An 18,382-nucleotide genomic window follows, 5' to 3' on the forward strand; every position below is an offset into this window, starting at 1 on the left:
GATTCCCTTAATCAATTAACCATATGCGGAGGTCTGCGTTATCGTAGGCCCCGTAAAGTTTCTGAACCCCAAAAGGAGTTAGCAGATGTCTCTGATCAACACCCAAGTCCAGCCGTTTAAAGTCAACGCTTTCCACAACGGCAAGTTCATCGAAGTCACCGAAGAGTCCCTGAAGGGCAAGTGGTCGGTACTGATCTTCATGCCGGCGGCTTTCACCTTCAACTGCCCAACCGAGATTGAAGACGCTGCCAACAGCTACGCCGAGTTCCAGAAGGCCGGTACCGAAGTGTACATCGTCACTACCGATACTCACTTCTCCCACAAGGTCTGGCACGAGACTTCCCCTGCCGTTGGCAAGGCTCAGTTCCCGCTGATCGGCGACCCGACTCATCAGCTGACCAACGCTTTCGGCGTACACATTGCTGAAGAAGGCCTGGCCCTGCGCGGCACCTTCATCATCAACCCGGAAGGCGTGATCAAGACCGTCGAAATTCACTCCAACGAGATCGCTCGTGACGTGACCGAGACTCTGCGCAAGCTGAAGGCTGCCCAGTACACCGCTGCCCACCCAGGCGAAGTTTGCCCGGCCAAGTGGAAAGAAGGCGAGAAGACCCTGGCTCCTTCCCTGGACCTGGTCGGCAAGATCTAAGTATCTTTCGCCCATTTGCCTTGCATGCATGAGGGGCTGTTCGCCAGCCCCGATTGCCAGACGCCTGGATGCGGTTTATCCAGGCGTTTTATTTTCTGAATTTTTTGGGAGACATCGCCGCTCATGTTGGACAGCAATCTCAAGACCCAGTTGAAAGCCTACCTGGAAAAGGTCACCCAGCCGTTCGAGATCGTCGCGTCCCTGGATGACGGCGAGAAGTCCCAGGAAATGCTGAGCCTGCTGCAGGACATCGCCAGCCTCAGCGACCAGATCACCCTCAAGACCGACGGCCAGGATGCGCGCAAGCCGTCGTTCTCGCTCAACCGCATCGGCGGTGACATCAGCCTGCGCTTCGCCGGCCTGCCCATGGGCCACGAGTTCACCTCGCTGGTCCTGGCGCTGCTGCAGGTGGGCGGCCATCCGTCCAAGGCTGCGCCAGAAGTCATCGAGCAGATCAAGAACATCGAAGGCGAGTACAACTTCGAAACCTACTTCTCGCTGTCCTGCCAGAACTGCCCGGACGTGGTCCAGGCGCTGAACCTGATGGCCGTGCTCAACCCCAATATCCGCCACGTGGCCATCGACGGAGCGCTGTTCCAGGATGAAGTCGAAGCCCGCCAGATCATGTCGGTGCCGAGCATCTACCTCAACGGCGAACTGTTCGGCCAGGGCCGCATGGGCGAAGAAGAAATCCTCGCCAAGCTGGACACCGGCGCCGCAGCGCGTGATGCCGAGAAGATGAGCGCCAAGGCCGCCTTCGACGTACTGGTCATCGGCGGTGGCCCGGCCGGCGCTGCTGCAGCGGTCTACTCCGCACGCAAGGGCATCCGCACCGGTGTCGCAGCCGAGCGCTTCGGCGGCCAGGTGTTGGACACCATGGCCATCGAAAACTTCATCTCGGTCAAGGCCACCGAAGGCCCGCAGCTGGCCCGCGCCCTGGAAGAGCACGTGCGTGAATACGACGTCGACATCATGAACCTGCAGCGCGCCAGCAAGCTGATCCCGGCCGGTGCCGAAGGTCTGCACACCGTCGAGTTCGAAAACGGCGCACGCCTGCAGTCCAAGACCGTGATCCTCTCCACCGGTGCCCGCTGGCGTGAAATGAACGTACCCGGCGAGCAGGAATACCGTGGCCGTGGCGTCGCCTACTGCCCGCACTGCGACGGCCCGCTGTTCAAGGGCAAGCGCGTGGCGGTGATCGGCGGCGGCAACTCCGGCGTGGAAGCGGCCATCGACCTGGCCGGCATCGTCGCCCACGTCACCCTGCTGGAGTTCGGTGAAGAACTGCGCGCTGATGCAGTGCTACAGAACAAGCTGCGCAGCCTGCCCAACGTCACCATCCTGACCATGGCGCAGACCACCGAAGTCAAAGGTGACGGCCAGAAGGTCACCGGCCTGGTGTACAAGGACCGCAACAGCGACGAGCTGCACGACGTCGAGCTGGAAGGCATCTTCGTGCAGATCGGCCTGCTGCCCAACAGCGACTGGCTCAAGGGCAGCGTGGAGCTGAACCGCTTCGGCGAGATCATCGTTGACGCCAAGGGCCAGACCAACATCCCTGGCGTGTTCGCAGCCGGTGACGTGACCACGGTGCCGTACAAGCAGATCGTCATTGCCCTGGGCGAAGGCGCCAAGGCTTCGCTGAGCGCCTTCGATCACCTGATCCGCAGCAGCTCGCCGGCCGCCTGAGACCGGTAAGGCACGCGGGAAAGCCGCTCCCGCAGAAGCGGCGGCCTAGCGTAGCGGACATGGAGTAAAGAAAAGGGGAGCAGATTTCGGTCTGCTCCCCTTTTTGCTTGGCGCTGTGCGACGGATAGATGGTTGAGATCGACGGTCTACTGGCTACACAGGCTCCGCTTTGGCCCGGCTGACAACGAGGAAGAGGGCGGACGGCCAGTCTTCGCAAAGTATCAGCAGTCCAGGAGCGAATTCATTTATGACGAGCGCGCACGCGTCGCAAAAGTTGCGAGGGGCGGTAGTGACCTTGGCGAATCGCGCCACTGAACCGCGACACGAAAAAGATGTGCACGAGCAACTGGCCAGGCGCCTGGCCGCGCTTCAAGGGATGGACTTCCTGGGTGAATATGACCCCTCGGAGCACTATTCCCAACAACTGTATTACGTCCCGTCCGGCACCCTTGTAGGCATCGATTCAGCGCGTGAGCTGGGCATAGAGGGTGAGCAAGATCTTTTTGGCGGTGTTGTGCCCCATGCCTTCGTTGAAACCAAGGCAATTTCCCACCCGCTGATGCGGCCCAATGCCGATTCGCCCATTGGCTGGTCTCGCACCTTTGCAGGCCTGGTGGAGGGCAGCGTGTTGGCCGGCTATAGCGTGTTTTCGCTGCGCGATGCGCGCGAGGCGGGCAGGCGGCTGCTTCACGAAGGGCCGCTTCGGCTTAAACCGGTTCGTGCCTCAGGTGGTCGTGGTCAGGAGCTAGTCGATGGTGTTCAGGCTCTTGATCAGGCGCTGGAGCACATCGACGAGGCCGAGCTGGCGCAGTACGGGCTGGTGCTCGAAAACAATCTCGATCGTGTGACGACCTTCAGTGTCGGTCAGGTTCGCGTGGCTGCGCGGGTGCTGAGTTACTACGGCACGCAACGCCTCACCGAAGACAACAACGGCCACACCGTCTATGGCGGCTCGGATCTGGTGGTCGTCGAAGGCGATTTCGAGGCTTTGCTAAAACTCGAACTGCCCGACAAGACGCGCCTTGCGATTACCCAGGCGCAAGTTTATGACGCTGCCGCATCAGCTTGTTTTCGCGGCTTTCGTGCTTCGCGACGCAACTATGACATTGCTCAGGGTGTGGACGGACGAGGCCGCGCCTGCTCTGGTGTGCTGGAGCAATCCTGGCGCATCGGTGGCGCCAGTGGGGCGGAAGTCGCCGCGCTCGAGGCATTCGCCCAGGGTAGCGGGGCGAGTGCAGTGCGGGCATCTACCGTGGAGTTATACGGCGAAGCGAAGACCGTCCCCGAGGGCGCGACCGTTCTGTTTCGTGGTGAGGATGAGGAAGTCGGCTTTGTCACCAAGTACGTGACGCTGGAGGAATATGGCAACTCATAGCGAACCCGTGGACATTCTCGTCGATGACGAGCACATCGCCGGTACCTTCCTGACGCCACCCACGAAGTTGCCCGGCGTACTTTTCGTACATGGCTGGGGCGGCAGCCAGGAGCGTGACCTGACGCGCGCCAGGGGCATTGCCGGTCTGGGCTGCATTTGCCTGTCGTTCGATCTGCGTGGTCACGCCCTGACGCTGGCGCAGCAGCAGACCGTGACCCGTGAGCAGAACCTCAACGACCTGCTCGCCGCCTACGACCTGCTGGCGCAGCACCCGCATATCGACCCTTCGGCGATTGCCGTGGTGGGAACCAGTTACGGCGGCTATCTGGCGGCACTGCTGACGGCGTTGCGCCCGGTCAGATGGCTGGCAATGCGGGTGCCGGCGCTGTATCGGGATGACGACTGGATGGTGCCCAAACGACAGCTGGACCGAGATATCCTCAACCAGCTGCGCGGGCGGCGGGTGACACCGGAGGAGAACCGGGCGTTGGCGGCCTGTGCCGAGTTTCGGGGTGATGTGCTGCTGGTCGAGTCCGAATTCGATCATCTGGTGCCGCACGCCACCATCATGAGCTACCGTGCGGCGTTCCATCAGACGCATTCATTGACTCACCGCATCATCCTGGGCGCTGATCACGGGCTGACCAGCGAAAGCTGTCAGAAAACCTATACCGATATTCTGGTTGGCTGGGCGACCGAGATGGTGGTCGGCGGTCGCCTTGGCAGGTTGCAAAGTCCCGTTGCCTGAATTCTCTTAGACTGGCACAGGTGCCGCCTGCCAGAGAATCTCTGCGCGGCCCTGACGGCGAGCGATCAACCGTGCGGCAACGAAGAAGAGGTCTGACAGGCGGTTGAGATAAGCCAGACCCACAGGGCGCAGAGGCTCGCTGGCGTTGAGCTGCTGACAGCGCCGCTCGCTTGTGCGTGCCAGGCTGCGGCACAGGTGGGCGAGGGCGATCAGCCTGGAGCCCCCGGGCATGATGAAATCCTTTAGCGGCCCCAGCTCTTTATTCCAGCGATCGATTGCCGCCTCCAGCCGCGTGACTTCGGCCTCGTTAAGCGCCTGATATTCGGGCATCGCCAATTCGCCGCCCAGATCGAACAGACGATGCTGGCACGGCTGCAATACCTCAATCAGCTCGGCCAGGCCAGGCCATTGCGCTTGGGCCTCTTCAAGTTCGGCGAGCAACAGTCCCAGCTGGCTGTTAAGGGTGTCGATCTCGCCCATCGCTTCGACACGCGGATGATCCTTGGGCACTCGGCGCCCATCGGCCAGGCCGGTTTCGCCGCTGTCGCCGGTGCGTGTGTAGATTTTTGAAAGTCGATTGCCCATGGATGAATCCTGTTCAGTTGGTTGTACTTTCCGAGCCTGACGTCAGCGGCAGGCGCAGGGTAAAGGTCGTGCCCTGGCCCGGCCTGCATTGCACTTCCATCTGGCCCTTGTGGTTGTTGGTAATGATGAAATAAGAGACGGACAGCCCGAGCCCTGTGCCCTGACCCACTTCCTTGGTGGTAAAGAAGGGCTCGAAGATGCGCTTGCGGATATGTTCGGGAATACCTCCGCCGTTGTCCTCCACCTGGATCTCGGCCCATGGCGGGTTCAGACGGGTGCGTAGGGTAATCTTTCCATGGTTTCGGTGCGGTCCATGGTGGATCGCCTGGGCTGCATTTTTCAGCAGGTTGAGCAGTACCTGCTCAAGTTCATTGCCGATACAGGGCACCCGTGCCACCTGCGGATCGAAGTCGCGCTGGATTTCGATAGCGCGGAAGTCGAAGTTGTCCGTCAGCGCGAAGTCATTGCCGGCAATTTCCAGTGCCTGGTCGATCAGCTCGCTCAATTGGCACTCGGCCAGCTGGCGGTTGCTCAGGCGGCTGAAGCTGAGCATGTGACTGACGATCCGAGCGGCACGAGAACCGGCCTGCTGGATGCCATCGAGCATTTGAGGAATTTCTCGCCGCTGCAGGTAGCAATTGACTGCCTCCAGCTCAACGCCGGTTTCCGCGGCGGCTTCACGATTGCGCTCAAGGTCCGGTGAAAGGCGTCGCCGGATGTTCTGTGCATTGTGCAGGATTGCGCCAAGCGGGTTGTTGATCTCGTGGGCCATGCCCGCGGCCAGGCTGCCGACCGAGAGCATCTTCTCCGACTGCACCATCATTTCTTCCATGTTGAGCCGTTCGGTGATGTCGTCGATACGGATCACCACGCCTCGACCGGCGCTGCCCGTCAGTGGGTAGAAGGTCAGGGCGTAGTGCCTGGGTTCTTCGTGGAAGCTCCAGCTGACGCGTTCGATCTTCTGTACCTCGTGGTGTTCGCAGGTGCGGCGAATCTGGCTGAGGAAGGGCCGCAGCTGCTCGAAAGCGATAAACACCGGCTGGTTTAACGCATCATTCAGAGGAGTGCCGGAAAGCGCACTGGCCTGCTGGTTCCACTGGGTAACGTGCAGCTGCTCATCCAGGGCGATAAGCACCGAGGGCATGGAATCGATGATGCTGTTGAGATAGTTCTGGAAGCCGGTGAGTTTGCGTTCAATCCTGCTACGCACCTGTACTTCGAGTTCGAGTTTACGGTTGGTGTGCCAGGTTTCTTCGGCGAGCCCCTGGGCATGATCGAAAGCTTCCTGGGCGTCATCGCGGGCGCGCTTGAGCTGCTGTTCACGTGCCTGCATGCGCGACAGCATGGTATTGAAAGCGTCGGCCAGGTGACCGATTTCATCCTGATTGCGGGCTGTGGCGCGCAGGGAATAGTTTTCCTCGCGGGTGACCTGACGGGTCAAAGCCTCAAGATCGCGGATCGGCCGGGTAATCAGTTGGCGAATCTGCTGCGCGACCAGTAGCCAAAGCAGCAGGCTGGCCAGAAGGATCGCCAAGCTCGCGGTCAGCGTGCCAGTGAAAAAGGCCCCAGGCAGTTCGCTGCTGGCAACAATCAGCAAATGGCCCGGCGGGCCTGCGGTTTGCGGCAATTCGACCAGCAGATTGGCGCGCATCTCGGTTTTCTGCCATTGCTCAACCTGGCTGGTCTGTTCGGGCAGGGCCAGTGGTTCGCCCCGTTGCAGCTGGGCCAGGCGCTGTCCCGCGGCGTCATAGATCATTGCTGCACGCAGCGGTGCATAGTCGCCCAGCTTGGCCAGCAACGCGTTTGCCGAGGCTTCAGATTCAAGGGCCTGGCGACTCAGTTCGGGCGTGCTGAGCAGCGCCGCCAAGGTGTGCATGGCCTGGGGCGCGACGCTCTGGCGGGAAATCCAGTACGCCGCGCTGATAAAGGTCAGGTTGGACACCAGCAGCACGGCGGCCAGCAGAACAAGCGGGGCGATCAGCAACTTGCGGCCGACCGGAAGGTTTTCAAGACGCTGGCGCAGGGTCATGGCGGGCACGGACAGAAGGGCGTCCGTGCAGGGTAGCGGGGCGTCAGTCCTGCGGCAATCCGTGCTGCACGAGGAATGCCTGCAGGCGCTTGAACAACGCGTTTAGTTCACTGACCTTGAGCCCATACTGCTGTGCGGTACGGCAGGCGTGCCCAAGCAGAAAGCTGATTTCTGTGCGACGGCCGTTGTGCACATCCTGGTGCATGGAGGAGTAGTTGCTCGCGGTGGCGGTGATGACCCGCAAGACTTCTGCTTCCAGCTCGTCGGCTGCTTCGGCCTGATTGCAGGCGTTGAGGATAAGGCTCAACTCGACACAGAGCAGGTGCAGCTGTTCACGATGCGCCAGCAATTCGCCGTTGCGGCAGTCGTGCAGGACGGTAAGGGGGTTGATCGCGCAATTGAGTGCGAGCTTGCGCCACAGCCGGGCTTCGATATTGTCTGTCCAGTCGCAGGGGATGCCTGCTGCCGCCAGCTCGGCCAGCCACGGCGGCGGGTTGTGATCGAGTGGGTCGCCCAGCCAGTTCTGACCCTGGCCGGCGTGTAGCACTTCGAAGTCCTTGCGACGATAGGCGCCTTCGGTGCTGGAAATGAAGATGCTGCGGCAGGACGGCCAGCGTGCCGCCACGGCCTGCTGGCTGCCAAGGCCATTCTGTAGCAGGAGAATTTCAGCGCCAGGTTGCAGACGTGCTGAAACTTCGGCTACGGCGGTTTCGGCATCGTAGGCCTTGCAGGCGACCAGCAGACGCCGAATGGGGGTGTCTGTTGCAGGCAGCTCGGCAGTTAGCGGAAAGAGGCTGGCCTGTTCTGCCTCAATCAGGCGAAGCCCACCGGCATCGCGGTAGTCGGCAAGCCTTTGCTGATTACGCAGGATGATGCGTACTGGCAGACCTGCGCGACTCAGGCGTGTGGCCCACAGGCAGCCAAGGCTGCCCGCGCCGAGAATGTGCCAGGGAGTGTTCATTGCTCGGGCTTTTTCAAGCGTAGTGGCACGATGCGGCCCGTGCTGTAGGCGTCCGCAAGCAAGGACTCGGCGCGCTCGGTGACCAGTCGAGGTTCGACCGGCAGGCTATTGCTGTCGAGGCTCACCAGGCCGATCCCGGCCTTGAGCGAGATAAAGCCTTCACTGGTCTTGAAGGCCTTGATGTTCAAACCTTCGTGCAGGCGTTTGAAGCTGCTGGGTGAGCACTCCTGCGGATTTTCAACCATGGCGAGCAGGCCGAAATGATTGTCGTCCAGGCAGGTTAGCGTATCCAGGGGGCGCACCAGCTGCTGTAGGCGCCGGGCCACACCCCGCATCAGCTCCCGATAGAACTGCTCGCCATAACGGCGCCGTTGACTGTTGATCTCCGGCAGACCGATCAGCAGGTAGCAGAGCGTGCCCCCACGGCTTTCGATTTGGCGCAGGCTATCGCCGAGCCTCTGTCGCAAATAGCGCATATTGCCAAGGCCGGTGACAGGATCGATCTGGTTGCGCTTTTCCAGGCTGGCGATGTTTTCCGTGAGCAGGCGGTTTTCCTGGATGAGGCGTTGCAACGAGCCGCACAAGCGGTCGGCGGCATAGACGCGTGGGACCAGTTGTTCATTCATCGCCGACTTGCTGATGAAGTCATCTACGCCACGATCGAAGGCGGTGCTTAGCACGTCATCGCCGTCGCGCCCGGTAAGCAGAATGACGTAGGTGTAGTGGTGGGACATTTCGTCCTGTTGCCGCACTTGAGCGGTCAGCTCGAGGCCGTCCATCTCCGGCATCAGCCAGTCGGCGAGAAGAACATTGGCCGGGCGCTGTTCAAGCAGCCCTAGTGCTGCACTGGCGCTGCTGGCGAAGCGTAAGTCTTCATAACCGGCCTTGGACAGGGCGCGGCCAATCATGACACTGGAAAACTTAGCGTCGTCGACAACCAGGATGCTGAGGCGGGGATTGGGCATTCATTGGCTCGGCTGGATGGAAGGCAGCAACGGCTCGTGCGACCGGGCGTTCAAAGCTTGAGCGGCTATAATGATTGCCCATTTTAACCGACAAGCTGCGCGTCATGGTTCACAACCCTTTGCGCGGTTTCACACTACTAATAACGGAGCTAACCCATGCCCTCATTCGACGTTGTATCCGAGCTGGATAAGCACGAAGTCACCAATGCCGTTGACAACGCCATCAAGGAACTGGATCGGCGTTACGATTTGCGTGGTAAAGGCTCTTTTGAATTGAAGGATTTGACCGTTCACCTGACCGCCGAAGCGGATTTCCAATTGGAGCAGATGCTGGAGATCCTCAAGTTGAGCCTGATCAAACGTAAGGTCGATATTCAGTGCCTGGAAACCAAGGACGTTTATCCGTCGGGCAAGTCGGTCAAGCAGGAAGTGACCTTGCGTGAAGGCATCGACAAAGAGCTGGCGAAGAAGATCGTGGCGCATATCAAGGACGCCAAACTCAAAGTCCAGGCCGCCATCCAGGGAGAGCAGGTGCGTGTGACCGGGAAAAAGCGCGACGACTTACAGGAGGCCATCGCACTGTTGCGCGCCCACGATTTCGGCATGCCGCTGCAATTCAACAACTTCCGCGACTAACCTTCCTGCGCGCTGTGGCGCGTAACTTTCATTCGTCCTCCATCACCGGCTGCTCGCGTTGCGAGAGCCGGTTGCAGTAGGAGCTTTTCTGATGGATATAACCATCGACTACCTGGTTGAACTCTCCGAAGCCTGGCTGCCGGTTGCGTTGCAATACGCGGTCCAGCTGACCCTGGCATTGCTCACCTTTGTTCTGGGCTGGTGGTTGATCAACCGCTTTACGCACAGGATTGGCAACCTGCTGCAGCGGCGCAAGGTGGACCCGACTCTGCATGGTTTCATCGGCAGCCTGACGACCGTCATTCTCAGAATCCTGCTGCTGGTCAGCGTGGCCTCGATGATCGGCGTGGAGACCACCTCTTTTATCGCGGTGATCGGCGCTGCGGGTCTGGCCATCGGGCTGGCCTTGCAGGGTAGCCTGGCGAACTTTGCCGGAGGGGTACTGATTCTGTTGTTCCGCCCCTTTCGGGTCGGTGAGTGGATTGAAGCGCAGGGCGTAGCCGGTACGGTGAATTCAATCCAGATCTTTCACACGGTGCTGAAAACCGGCGATAACAAGACTGTGGTGGTGCCGAACGGAGCGCTTTCCAACGGGCATATCACCAACTTTTCCCGCGAGCCTCGCCGCCGTGCGGACATCAATATCGGTATCGACTACAGCAGCGATATCAAGCTGGCGCGGCAGATTCTGCTGGAGATAGCCCAGGACCCGCGCGTGCTGCGTGAGCCGGAGCCGGTAGTGTTCGTCACCGGGCTTGGCGACAGCTCGGTTAACCTGTCCTTGCGTGTGTGGGTTGCGACCGGAGATTTCTGGCCGGTGACCTTTGCCTTCACCGAGCAGGCCAAGGAGAAGCTGGCCGCGGCAGGGGTGGGTATCCCCGTTCCTCAGCGGGTCGTGCATCTGGTCCAGAGCTGATGGATAGTGCGTGAGGAAGAAGCCGGCCATTGCCGGCTTCTTCATTTCAGGGGCGCCCCGAAGTAGCCTCTCTTTCACTCCCGGCCGGCAATTGGCGACTACTGCGCCATTGCCAGACGATCAGTATCAACGTCGGTATGCCGAGCAAAGCCGTGACCAGGAAAAAGTTGCTGTAGCCCAGGCTCTCCACCATTACTCCCGAATAGCCGCCCAGCAGCCGCGGCAGCAACAACATCAGCGAGCTGAGCAGCGCGTACTGGGTGGCGGAGAATTTGAGGTTGGTCAGGCTCGATAGATAGGCGACAAAGGCTGTCGAGGCCAGGCCGCCGCTGAAGTTGTCGCAGGAAATGGTGACGATGAGCATCTGCAGGTCTGCGCCCATTTCCACCAGCAGCATGAACATCAGATTGGTCGCCGCCGAAGCCGCGCCGCCGATGAACAGAATCGGCAGGATGCTGAAGCGCACGATCAGCAGCCCCCCGAACGCCGCGCCCAAGAGTGTCATGATCAGCCCGAATACCTTGCTGACACTGGCGATCTCGTCCTTGGTAAAGCCCTGGTCTATGTAAAACACGTTGGCCATCACGCCCATCACCGTGTCGGACATCCGGTAGGTGGCGATCAGCCCCAGCAGCAGGAGTGCCTGCCAGCGATAACGGACGATAAAATCGGTAATCGGCGTCAATACCGGCCCCATAAGGATGCGGCCGGGCGCCGACAGACAACCCCAGCAGATCAACAGATACATGGTGCCGCGCGGCCAGTAACCTCCCCAGTAGGACTGAAACATGCCGGTGGTCGAGACGATGAGAATGATCAGCACGATCACCGACACCGCCTGGTGCGCAAAATCGAAGCGTTGCGGCCGCTGCTTCTGTCCGGCCTGGCCGAGAATATGCCGCACCGGTACCAGCAACGAGCGACCCACCGGAGAAATACTGCCGAGAATGAACAGCGCGTAGAGCAGTGCCCGCGGCCAGGCCTGGGCAATGATGGCGTTGATCATTGCAGGCACGGAAATCAGCAGGACCAGCAGCAAGCCGACGGCCGCCAGCTGATGATTGAAGGTGTAAAGCGCCGGCTCGTCAGGCAGTGGGGCGGCGGCAGGTGGTTCGGGGATTAGCAGGCTGGTAATGAAGCCCGGCACGATGAGCAGGGCGAAGATAAGGTAGGTCAGAGTCCAGGCGGCCTGGTCGTATTCCAGATTGCTCGAGCCCAGCCACTCGGCCAGAAACAGCGCGCCGGCACTGGCCAGCAGCATCGCGACTCGATAGCCGGTCATGTAGCTCGCCGCCAGGGTCGCCTGCAGCTTGTCTTCGGCAATCTCCAGGCGGTAGGCATCGATGGCGATGTCCTGGGTCGCCGAAGAGAATGCCACTACCACTGCCAGGGCGATAAGCATGGTCAGGTTCGTCTGCGGGTTGCACAGCGCCATGCCCACCAGGCCTATGGCGATCAGCGCCTGCGATAGCACCAGCCAGGAGCGCCGCCGCCCGAGCGCACCGATCCAAGGCAGGCGCCATTGGTCGAGCATGGGCGACCAGACCCACTTGAAGGCGTAGGCGAGGCTGATCCAGCTGGCGAAACCGATGGTTTCCCGCGAGACCCCGGCTTCGCGCAGCCATACCGACAGCGTCGAGAACACCAGGATCGCCGGCAATCCGGCAGCGAAGCCGAGGATAAGTAGCGTTAGCGAAGCGGGACTGGCATAGGCGGCGAGGGCATCGCGCCAAGTTTCACGGGACATGTGGCAAGGGTCTGTCGGCTGGAAAAGACAAAAGGCGCACTCTACTCGCTGTGCTCGAATGAATGCCAGCCATGCCGACGTATGTCCACCCGGTCATTGATGATGGTCAGGCCCTCGGCACGCAAGCGCTGTCGTTGTTCATGGCCTGCTGCACTGCCTGCCGGCAGGCTCAGGCGTCCACCGGCGGCAATCACCCGGTGCCAGGGCAGGCGGGTGTCGTCCGGCAGTTGTGACATCAGCCGCCCGACCCAGCGTGCGGCACGGCCAAGCCCGGCCATGGCGGCCAGCTCGCCATAGCTCACCACCTTGCCGGGAGGGATCTGCGCCATCACCAGATACACAGCGGCACGCCGCGCCTCGGGATTGGCATCTGGTGGTAGCAGGGGCTGTTCGGGCATGGGAATACTTCCTGATGAACTCGGCTTAAACCCGACGGTCAGTGCTTGCTGTGACTATAGGCATAAGGATAATGCGGCCCTTCAATGGCTCGTTGAGCCCCTTCGATCAGAACTCAGTATTTCTATGTTTTCCAGAACTCTGTTTTGCGCAGCCCTTACCGCGCTGTCGCTACCATCATTTGCCGATACCGTCTGGTTGAAAAACGGTGATCGCCTGACCGGCAAGATCAGTGTCATGGATGGCGGCAAGCTGCTTCTTGAAACCGAATATGGCGGCTCGATTCCGCTGAAGTGGAGCAGTATCGCCACACTGGAAAGTGATCAGAAATTGCTGGTCAAGCAGGATCAGGTTAGCGGCGAAGTGGTGCAGTCGCTACAGGCGGCCGACGATGGCAAGGTGACCCTCGCCAATGGCGCTGCGCCGCGTACCGTACAGCTGGCGAGCATCTCGCAGATTATCCATCCCAAGCCACTGATCCAGGATTTCGAGTGGAAGGGCAATGTCGACGTGGCGATGGACTACAAGCGCGCCGAGACCGATACCGACGACTACGACGTGTCCTTCCATACCAAGGCGCGGCACGGCCTGTGGCGGCATAACGGCACGGGCAGCTACAACCGCGAATACCGCGACGGCGTGACCGTTACCGACAACTGGGATGCCGAATATGCCCTTGACCGATTCCTCGATGAGAATTGGTTCTGGCAGGGCCGCGTGAGCTACAAGCGGGACCAGATCGAAGACGTACGTCGCCAGCGCACCATAGGTACAGGTCCTGGTTACCAGTTCTGGGATAACGAACTGGGCGCCTTCTCGCTGGCTTCGCTGATCAACCGCAGCGACTACGAGTACGCCGACGGCAGCAAGGACGAGTTTTTCCTGGCGGCAGTGAAGTGGGACTACAACCGCTACCTGGTGGGCAAGACCTTCGAGCTGTTCAGCTCTGGCGAAATCGGCAAGCCGCTGGAAGGTGTCGCCGATTACGAGCTGGATGCGGAAATCGGGCTGCGCTACAAGGTGACCGACTGGGCCTCGCTGAACATGAAAGCCGAGCGGGACATCGTCAGCGGCGCTGAGAGCGAAACTGACGAAACACGCTATTCCATCGGCTTCGGTGTGGGCTGGTAAGCGCATTCGAAGCGGCGCCTTCCAGGCTGCAGGGTATGTCTGCAGCCTGGCGCTGCTACCTTTAGAGGCGCAGTCCGCCGTCCAGCTCCAGAATGCGGCCGGTGAAGTAGTCGTTCTCGAAGATATAAGCCACCGAGTGTGCGATCTCTATCGGCTTGCCCAGACGTTGCAGGGGAATGCCTGCGGTCATCTTCGCCAGCGCCTCTGGCTTCATGCTTGCGACCATTTCGGTTTCGATAAAACCGGGCGCTACGCCTGCTACGCGGATGCCGTAGCGGGCCAGCTCTCTGGCCCAGACCACGGTGTCGGCGGCGACGCCGGCCTTGGCAGCGGAGTAGTTGGCCTGGCCCATGTTGCCGGCGCGGGAGATCGAAGAAATATTGATGATTGCACCCTGGCGCTTGAGCTCGACCATCTTGGCCGCTACTTCGCGGGTGCAGAGGAAGACTCCGGTCAGGTTGACGTCGATCACCGACTGCCACTGCGCCAGACTCATCTTTGACAGCTCGCCATCCTTGACCTTGATCGTCAGGCCGTCGCGCAGGATACCGGCATTGTTGACCAGACCATCAAGCCCGCCGAAATCTTGGCTGACCTGATTCACCATGTGGCTGACCTGTTCCTCGTCAGCGACATTGCACAGGTAAGCGCGCGCATCACCGCCTGCCTGTTTGCAGGCCTGGACCGCCTCATCAAGACGTTCCTGGTTGAGGTCGACCAGCGCCAGGCGGGCGCCTTTGGCTGCGAGGTATTCGCCCATCGCACGTCCCAGGCCCTGGCCGCCGCCGGTAATGATGATGACCTTGTCTTTGAGCTGCATGCCAATCTCCTGTTTTTATAATCGATGCGTATGCGACGCCTTAGAGGGCTGTATGGCAGGCTGCTGAGAATTCAGGCGAGGCCGGCAAGGCGAGCCTTTCGTAATGCCAGCGCAGGTAGTTTTTCCATGGCCTGTTATGCTGCTGAGCTTCACAGCCAGCACCCTCAGGAGCCCAAAAGGTGAGCGCAGAAGCCGTCAAGAATGCCCGACTATTACTGCTCAAGGAATACCGGGGCGTGCTCTCGACCCACTCTCTGGCGATGCCGGGCTTTCCCTTCGGCTCGGTCGTTCCCTATTGCCTGAACCAGGACGGCTGGCCGCTGATACTTATCAGCCGCATTGCCCAGCACACCCGCAATCTCAAGGCCGATCCACGTTGCTCTCTGCTGGTTTCCGAGCGTGACGCTGCCGACGTGCAGCTCAACGGTCGACTTACGCTTATGGCCGAGGCCAGACAGCTGGCCGATCCGCAGTCGGTCGCGAGTGCGGCTGAGCGCTACTATCGCTATTTCCCCGAGTCGCGTGACTACCATCGGGTGCATGATTTCGATTTCTGGGTCTTGCATCCGCTGCGCTGGCGCTTTATTGGCGGTTTCGGCGCCATTCACTGGCTGGAGCAGGCCGCCCTGGCCAATCCGTTTGCCGGTGCCGAGGGCGGCGAGGGCGCTATGCTCGAACATATGAATGACGATCATGCTGCGGCAATCGCGCATTACGTCGAGCAGGCTGGTTTGCCAGGCACAGACGACGCCCGAATGGTCGGAATCGATGCCGAAGGCTTCCATCTGCGAATTGGTCAGGCGATTCACTGGTTGCCATTTCCCTCGGCATGCTCGACCGCCATGGACGTTCGTCAGGCCCTGGTGGCCATGGCGCGCAGCTGATTCAGCCTGGCGTCAGCTTCCTCCGTTAGCTTGTAGCGACACGAATAATCCAGTTACAGGCTGTTCATCACGCGACTTGAATTCGGTACCTAGCGCCGTCATCTACACAGAATCGGAAGCTGTTCTTCCGAAGGATCCTTGATGCGAATATTTTTACTGCTGTTTCTCCTGTTCCCTTTGGCCGAACTGGCTCTGCTGATTCAGGTCGGTGGCTCTATCGGTGTGCTGGGAACCATCCTGCTGCTGGTGCTCAGCGGCTTGAGTGGCATCCTGCTGATGCGCTTCGCTGGTTTTGCCACCGCCTGGCGTGCTCGGGAACGGCTGGCACGGGGTGAGTTGCCGGAGCGCGAAATGCTGCAGGGCATGATGATGGTGGTCGCCGGCGGCCTGCTGTTCCTGCCGGGCTTTCTCAGCGACCTAGTGGCCCTGCTGCTGCTTTTCCCGCCGTCACGCAAACTGTTTCTGGGTGTGCTCGGCCGCCGTGCCGAAGCTCAGGCGCAGCGACGCCGTGCGTTCGCCGATGATCTGCATCGACAGCATGAACAGCCCACCGGCACTCAGCGCCCGAATGTGATCGAGGGCGAGTGGGAGCGTCGCGACAAGTGACGCATTCTTCGACTCAGGAGCAGATGCCCTGCATTTTCAGCTGCAAAAAAATGCAGGCTGGCCCTTGAAATCAATTTTCGCCGCCCACATGTAGCCGACACCGCAAGGTCGCTGTCGCATTTTGACAGTCCGTTTTTCTGCGCTCCGCATTGCGGGGCGCAACCGGCAACGCCGGAATTTGCCAACCCGCCGATGGCATTCATCGGCATGGAATCAATCTGTTAGGAGATATCGACAATGAAGCTTCGTCCTCTGCATGACCGCGTCGTAATCCGCCGCAGCGAAGAAGAAACCAAGACTGCAGGCGGCATCGTGCTGCCGGGTTCCGCCGCCGAGAAGCCGAATCAGGGCGAAATCGTTGCCGTGGGCACCGGCCGAGTGCTGGACAACGGCGAAGTGCGCGCGCTCACCGTCAAGGTCGGTGACAAGGTTGTATTCGGTCCGTACTCCGGCAGCAACACCGTCAAGGTTGACGGCGAAGACCTGCTGGTGATGAGCGAGAACGAAATCCTCGCCATCGTCGAAGCCTAATCCTGCGCAAATCTCCAACCCATTCAAGAATTGAGGATCAATCACAATGGCTGCTAAAGAAGTCAAGTTCGGCGATTCCGCACGCAAGAAGATGCTGACAGGCGTAAACGTCCTGGCTGACGCAGTAAAAGCGACCCTCGGCCCGAAAGGCCGCAACGTGGTTCTGGAAAAGAGCTTCGGTGCTCCGCTGATCACCAAGGACGGCGTTTCCGTCGCCAAGGAAATCGAGCTGAAGGACAAGTTCGAGAACATGGGCGCCCAGCTGGTCAAGGACGTAGCGTCCAAGGCCAACGACGAAGCCGGTGACGGCACCACCACCGCTACCGTTCTGGCTCAGGCCATCGTCAACGAAGGCCTGAAGGCCGTTGCCGCCGGCATGAACCCGATGGACCTCAAGCGCGGCATCGACAAGGCCACCATCGCCATCGTTTCCGAGCTGAAGAACCTGGCCAAGCCGTGCGCCGACTCCAAGGCCATCGCTCAGGTGGGTACCATCTCCGCCAACTCCGACTCCTCCATCGGTGACATCATCGCCGAAGCCATGGAGCGCGTGGGCAAGGAAGGCGTGATCACCGTTGAGGAAGGCTCGGGCCTGGAAAACGAACTGTCGGTCGTGGAAGGCATGCAGTTCGACCGTGGTTACCTGTCCCCTTACTTCATCAACAAGCCGGACACCATGGTGGCCGAGCTGGACAGCCCGCTGCTGCTGCTGGTTGACAAGAAGATCAGCAACATCCGCGAATTGCTGCCGGTTCTGGAAGCCGTTGCCAAGGCTGGTCGTCCGCTGCTGATCGTCGCTGAAGACGTCGAGGGCGAAGCCCTGGCGACTCTGGTCGTGAACAACATGCGTGGCATCGTCAAGGTTGCTGCCGTTAAGGCTCCGGGCTTCGGCGATCGTCGCAAGGCCATGCTGCAGGACATCGCTATCCTGACCGGCGCTACCGTAATTTCCGAAGAAGTCGGCCTGAGCCTGGAAACCGCTACCCTGGAGCACCTGGGTAACGCCAAGCGCGTTGTGCTGAACAAGGAAAACACTACCATCATCGACGGTGCTGGTCAGCAGGCCGACATCGAAGCCCGCGTTGCGCAGATCCGCAAGCAGGTCGAAGACACCACTTCCGACTACGACAAAGAGAAGCTGCAAGAGCGTCTGGCCAAGCTGGCCGGCGGTGTTGCCGTGATCAAGGTCGGTGCTGGTACCGAAGTCGAGATGAAGGAGAAGAAGGCCCGCGTCGAAGACGCCCTGCACGCCACTCGTGCAGCCGTTGAAGAAGGCGTGGTACCTGGCGGTGGTGTTGCTCTGGTACGCGCTCTGCAGGCCATCTCCGAGCTCAAGGGCGACAACGAAGACCAGAACGTCGGTATCGCTCTGCTGCGTCGCGCCGTCGAAGCTCCGCTGCGCCAGATCGTCTCCAACGCTGGCGGCGAGCCGAGCGTAGTGGTCGACAAGGTCAAGCAGGGCGAAGGCAACTTCGGCTTCAACGCTGCGACCGATACCTATGGCGACATGATCGAGATGGGTATTCTCGACCCGGCCAAGGTGACCCGTTCCGCGCTGCAGGCTGCGGCCTCCATCGGCGGTCTGATGGTTACCACCGAAGCCATGGTTGCTGAGAGCGCTGACGACAAGGCTCCGGCAATGCCTGATATGGGTGGCATGGGCGGTATGGGTGGCATGGGCGGCATGATGTAAGCAGCCCCTTGCTACAAAAAA

General features: G+C 60.4%; 18 protein-coding genes. 11 read left to right on the plus strand and 7 right to left on the minus strand.

Annotated features, from left to right (window positions below):
* Window positions 1-85: 85 nt before the first annotated feature.
* The 4 genes from ahpC to BN1079_RS00180 all read left to right on the plus strand — a co-directional run bounded on the left by ahpC (window position 86) and on the right by BN1079_RS00180 (window position 4,461).
* Window positions 86-649 carry an alkyl hydroperoxide reductase subunit C gene (gene ahpC, locus BN1079_RS00165; RefSeq protein WP_037021480.1) on the plus strand — a complete coding sequence of 188 codons (564 nt, stop codon included), beginning with the start codon at window positions 86-88 and terminating at the stop codon, window positions 647-649.
* A gap of 123 nt (window positions 650-772) precedes the next feature.
* The gene (gene ahpF, locus BN1079_RS00170) at window positions 773-2,338 is read left to right on the plus strand and encodes an alkyl hydroperoxide reductase subunit F (RefSeq protein WP_037021481.1); all 1,566 of its coding nucleotides are present in this window, start codon (window positions 773-775) and stop codon (window positions 2,336-2,338) included.
* A gap of 247 nt (window positions 2,339-2,585) precedes the next feature.
* Window positions 2,586-3,713, plus strand: coding sequence for a DUF3182 family protein (locus BN1079_RS00175; RefSeq protein WP_037021482.1), 1,128 nt, complete (start codon window positions 2,586-2,588; stop codon window positions 3,711-3,713).
* On the plus strand, window positions 3,700-4,461 hold the full coding sequence (locus tag BN1079_RS00180; RefSeq protein WP_037021483.1) for an alpha/beta hydrolase family protein: 762 nt from the start codon (window positions 3,700-3,702) through the stop codon (window positions 4,459-4,461). The genes BN1079_RS00175 and BN1079_RS00180 overlap by 14 nt, the downstream gene beginning before the upstream one ends.
* A gap of 6 nt (window positions 4,462-4,467) precedes the next feature.
* On the opposite strand, the gene BN1079_RS00185 is transcribed toward BN1079_RS00180, so the two are convergent.
* The 4 genes from BN1079_RS00185 to BN1079_RS00200 are packed head-to-tail and all read right to left on the minus strand — an operon-like array spanning window position 4,468 to window position 9,001.
* Window positions 4,468-5,046, minus strand: coding sequence for a cob(I)yrinic acid a,c-diamide adenosyltransferase (locus tag BN1079_RS00185; protein WP_037021484.1), 579 nt, complete (start codon window positions 5,044-5,046; stop codon window positions 4,468-4,470).
* Window positions 5,047-5,059: 13 nt separating this feature from the next.
* Window positions 5,060-7,075, minus strand: a complete 2,016-nt coding sequence (locus tag BN1079_RS00190; RefSeq protein WP_037021485.1) for a HAMP domain-containing sensor histidine kinase — start codon at window positions 7,073-7,075, stop codon at window positions 5,060-5,062.
* Between the two features lie 43 nt (window positions 7,076-7,118).
* The gene (locus tag BN1079_RS00195; protein ID WP_037021486.1) at window positions 7,119-8,036 is read right to left on the minus strand and encodes a putative 2-dehydropantoate 2-reductase; all 918 of its coding nucleotides are present in this window, start codon (window positions 8,034-8,036) and stop codon (window positions 7,119-7,121) included.
* Window positions 8,033-9,001 (minus strand): GGDEF domain-containing response regulator, encoded by a 969-nt coding sequence (locus tag BN1079_RS00200; RefSeq protein WP_037021487.1) that lies wholly within the window; start codon window positions 8,999-9,001, stop codon window positions 8,033-8,035. The genes BN1079_RS00195 and BN1079_RS00200 overlap by 4 nt, the downstream gene beginning before the upstream one ends.
* 156 nt (window positions 9,002-9,157) lie before the next feature.
* Here BN1079_RS00200 and BN1079_RS00205 point away from each other — a divergent pair, with 156 nt between their 5' ends.
* Both BN1079_RS00205 and BN1079_RS00210 read left to right on the plus strand, forming a co-directional pair.
* A complete protein-coding gene (locus BN1079_RS00205; RefSeq protein ID WP_037021488.1) occupies window positions 9,158-9,637 on the plus strand; it encodes a YajQ family cyclic di-GMP-binding protein in 480 nt (159 codons plus the stop codon).
* A gap of 91 nt (window positions 9,638-9,728) precedes the next feature.
* The gene (locus BN1079_RS00210; RefSeq protein WP_037021489.1) at window positions 9,729-10,553 is read left to right on the plus strand and encodes a mechanosensitive ion channel family protein; all 825 of its coding nucleotides are present in this window, start codon (window positions 9,729-9,731) and stop codon (window positions 10,551-10,553) included.
* 46 nt (window positions 10,554-10,599) lie between these two features.
* Here BN1079_RS00210 and BN1079_RS00215 read toward each other — a convergent pair whose 3' ends face one another.
* Window positions 10,600-12,300, minus strand: a complete 1,701-nt coding sequence (locus BN1079_RS00215; RefSeq protein WP_037021490.1) for an AmpG family muropeptide MFS transporter — start codon at window positions 12,298-12,300, stop codon at window positions 10,600-10,602.
* Between the two features lie 41 nt (window positions 12,301-12,341).
* Entirely contained in the window at window positions 12,342-12,698 is a 357-nt protein-coding gene (locus BN1079_RS00220; protein ID WP_037021491.1) for an MGMT family protein, read from the minus strand.
* A gap of 124 nt (window positions 12,699-12,822) precedes the next feature.
* Between BN1079_RS00220 and BN1079_RS00225 the strand changes: the two genes are divergently transcribed.
* Window positions 12,823-13,827, plus strand: coding sequence for a DUF481 domain-containing protein (locus BN1079_RS00225; RefSeq protein ID WP_037021492.1), 1,005 nt, complete (start codon window positions 12,823-12,825; stop codon window positions 13,825-13,827).
* Between the two features lie 61 nt (window positions 13,828-13,888).
* Here BN1079_RS00225 and BN1079_RS00230 read toward each other — a convergent pair whose 3' ends face one another.
* On the minus strand, window positions 13,889-14,647 hold the full coding sequence (locus BN1079_RS00230) for an SDR family oxidoreductase (RefSeq protein WP_037021493.1): 759 nt from the start codon (window positions 14,645-14,647) through the stop codon (window positions 13,889-13,891).
* 179 nt (window positions 14,648-14,826) lie between these two features.
* On the opposite strand from BN1079_RS00230, the gene BN1079_RS00235 reads away from it, so the two are divergent.
* From BN1079_RS00235 to groL, 4 genes are all read left to right on the plus strand, one after another.
* On the plus strand, window positions 14,827-15,531 hold the full coding sequence (locus BN1079_RS00235; RefSeq protein ID WP_037021495.1) for a HugZ family pyridoxamine 5'-phosphate oxidase: 705 nt from the start codon (window positions 14,827-14,829) through the stop codon (window positions 15,529-15,531).
* Window positions 15,532-15,672: 141 nt separating this feature from the next.
* Complete coding sequence (locus tag BN1079_RS00240) at window positions 15,673-16,137, plus strand: FxsA family protein (protein WP_037021496.1); 465 nt, start codon at window positions 15,673-15,675, stop codon at window positions 16,135-16,137.
* A 237-nt stretch (window positions 16,138-16,374) separates the two neighbouring features.
* A complete protein-coding gene (locus BN1079_RS00245; RefSeq protein WP_037021497.1) occupies window positions 16,375-16,668 on the plus strand; it encodes a co-chaperone GroES in 294 nt (97 codons plus the stop codon).
* Window positions 16,669-16,714: 46 nt separating this feature from the next.
* Window positions 16,715-18,361, plus strand: a complete 1,647-nt coding sequence (gene groL, locus BN1079_RS00250; RefSeq protein WP_037021498.1) for a chaperonin GroEL — start codon at window positions 16,715-16,717, stop codon at window positions 18,359-18,361.
* Window positions 18,362-18,382 lie beyond the last annotated feature (21 nt).

The organism is Pseudomonas saudiphocaensis (assembly GCF_000756775.1).
GTDB lineage: Bacteria > Pseudomonadota > Gammaproteobacteria > Pseudomonadales > Pseudomonadaceae > Stutzerimonas > Stutzerimonas saudiphocaensis.